General features: G+C 66.2%; 3 protein-coding genes and 1 pseudogene. All 4 read left to right on the top strand.

The features are described 5' to 3' along the window. Nucleotides 1-187, top strand: a pseudogene (locus WBV42_RS09425) (MFS transporter); the annotation flags it as partial. 74 nt (nt 188-261) lie between these two features. Then, nucleotides 262-798 (top strand): 20S proteasome subunit A/B, encoded by a 537-nt coding sequence (locus WBV42_RS09420; protein WP_423985797.1) that lies wholly within the window; start codon nt 262-264, stop codon nt 796-798. A gap of 107 nt (nt 799-905) precedes the next feature. Further along, nucleotides 906-1,517, top strand: coding sequence for an anthranilate synthase component II (locus WBV42_RS09415; RefSeq protein WP_423985796.1), 612 nt, complete (start codon nt 906-908; stop codon nt 1,515-1,517). Further along, on the top strand, nt 1,502-2,020 hold a 519-nt coding region (locus tag WBV42_RS09410; RefSeq protein WP_423985795.1), incomplete at its 3' end, for an aminotransferase class IV. The genes WBV42_RS09415 and WBV42_RS09410, both read left to right, overlap by 16 nt.

The following is a 2,020-nucleotide window of genomic DNA, read 5'->3' as shown; positions in this document are numbered from 1 at the left end:
GAGCCTGCGCAACAGCACGACGTTCCTCGGGCGTGCCGCGGGGCCGGTCCTGTTCGCCGCGCTCGCCGAGGTCACGGGCTACTACCCGCTCTTCGTCGGTAGCGCCGTCGTCGCGCTCGTCATCGCGCTCTCTATCGCCTCGATGAGCGTCTACCGGACCCGCCGTCGGCCCGTCGCCGAGGCGTAGGTTCGTCAAGATGCGGGGTGGAACGGCGACTCGACGGCAACAATCCTCTTTTGGCTTCGTCCCGACCTCCATCTATGGCGACCGTTATCGGAATTCGGTGTGCCGAAGGTACCGTTCTCGCCGCCGACCGCCGAGTCACGAGCGACGACGCCGTCACTTCGGACGGGGTACGGCGAGTGTTCGAGTACGACGACGCCGGTGCCGCCGTCGTCGGTGGCGTCGGAGCCATCGAGGAGTTTGACCGCCGGTTCGGCACCGAACTCGACCGCAGTCGAGAGGAGAGCGACGACGTCCACATCGACCGAATTGCGCAGGTTGCGAGCGAGTTGACGGGAGAACTCGGTCTCGACGGGTTGGTCGTAGGGCTAGATTCGAACGGCGACGTCGGTCTCCGCGAAGTCGGGAGCGACGGCCTCGTGCTCGCGTCCGACGTGACCGCGCTCGGCAGCGGCGCGTCCGTCGCCTTCGGCCCCCTCGAACAGGCCGACACGGACCGCGGGTTGGACGACGTGGAAGCCCTCGCCCGCGAGACGCTCTCCATCGTCGCCCAACGCGACCCCGACACCGGCACCGACATCGACGTGGTGCGGTTCGAGAACGGCGACGATTGAGTTCGGGCGGTCATCGTTCGTTTCCGGATCGCCCCCGAAAAGGTCAGCTTTTACGTGCCGGTCCGCCAACCGACGACATAGAGACCGTCACCGTCGCCCATCCCACAATGATTCTCGTCATCGACAACTACGACTCGTTCGCCTACAACCTCGTCCAGTATCTCGGTGAGTTTGCCGACGAGGTGGTTGTCCGGCGGAACGACGCCATCGACGTGGCCGGTATCCGCGCTCTCGACCCCGACGGAATCATCGTCTCGCCGGGTCCCGGAACCCCGGACGACGCGGGGGTTTCGATGGCCGTCTTTTCCGAAACCACCTATCCCGCGCTCGGCGTCTGTCTGGGCCATCAGGCGCTCTGTGCGGCCCACGGCGCGCGGGTCGGCCACGCGCCGGACGTCGTCCACGGGAAGCCATCGACGGTGACACACGACGGCGAGGGGATCTTCGACGGGTTGCCCACGGAGTTCGACGTCGGGCGATACCACTCGTTGGCGGTCGAACACGGCGACATTCCGGACGTGCTCGTCGAGACGGCGCGGACGACGGACGAGCGCGGCATCGTGATGGGGGTTCGGCACGCGACCCTCCCGCACGTCGGCGTGCAGTTCCACCCCGAGAGCATCCTCACCGACGAGGGGAAACGCCTCGTGCGGAACTTCTGTGAACTGTGTGAAGACGAACGGGAGCGTGAATCGGGAGGACCATGTACTACCACGTGAACGGCGACCTCGTTCCGGCCGACGAGGCGACCGTGAGTGTCCGCGACCGTGGCTTCATGTACGGTGATGCGGCCTTCGAAACCCTGCGCGCCTACGGCGGAACCGTGTTCGAATGGGAGGCACACGCCGAGCGTCTGCAAGCGACCTGCGATGCCCTCGCGCTCGATCACGGGATTTCCGACGAGGACTTTCTGGAACGTATCCGCGACACGCTCGACGCGAACAACCTTCAGGAAGCGTACGTCAAACTCACCATCTCGCGGGGTCCACAGCCCGGCAAACTATCACCCGGTCCCGCCGAGAATCCGACGGTCGTCGTGATGGTCTCGGACCTTCTCCGCGGCGGAAGCGAGGGGACTCCGGTCTGGGACGCCCCGGCCACCGCCGAAGTCGTGGAGACGCAGCGTGTGCCCGACGCGGCGCTCCCCGCCCACGCGAAGACGCACAACTACCTGAACGGGATTCTTGCCCGTCTGGAACTCGACGCGGACACGGACGAAGCC

The sequence above is a fragment of the Haladaptatus sp. genome (genome assembly GCF_049589095.1).
GTDB lineage: Archaea > Halobacteriota > Halobacteria > Halobacteriales > Haladaptataceae > Haladaptatus.
Note: the sequence above shows the minus strand (reverse complement) of the source record. Positions and strands in the feature narration are given on the sequence as shown.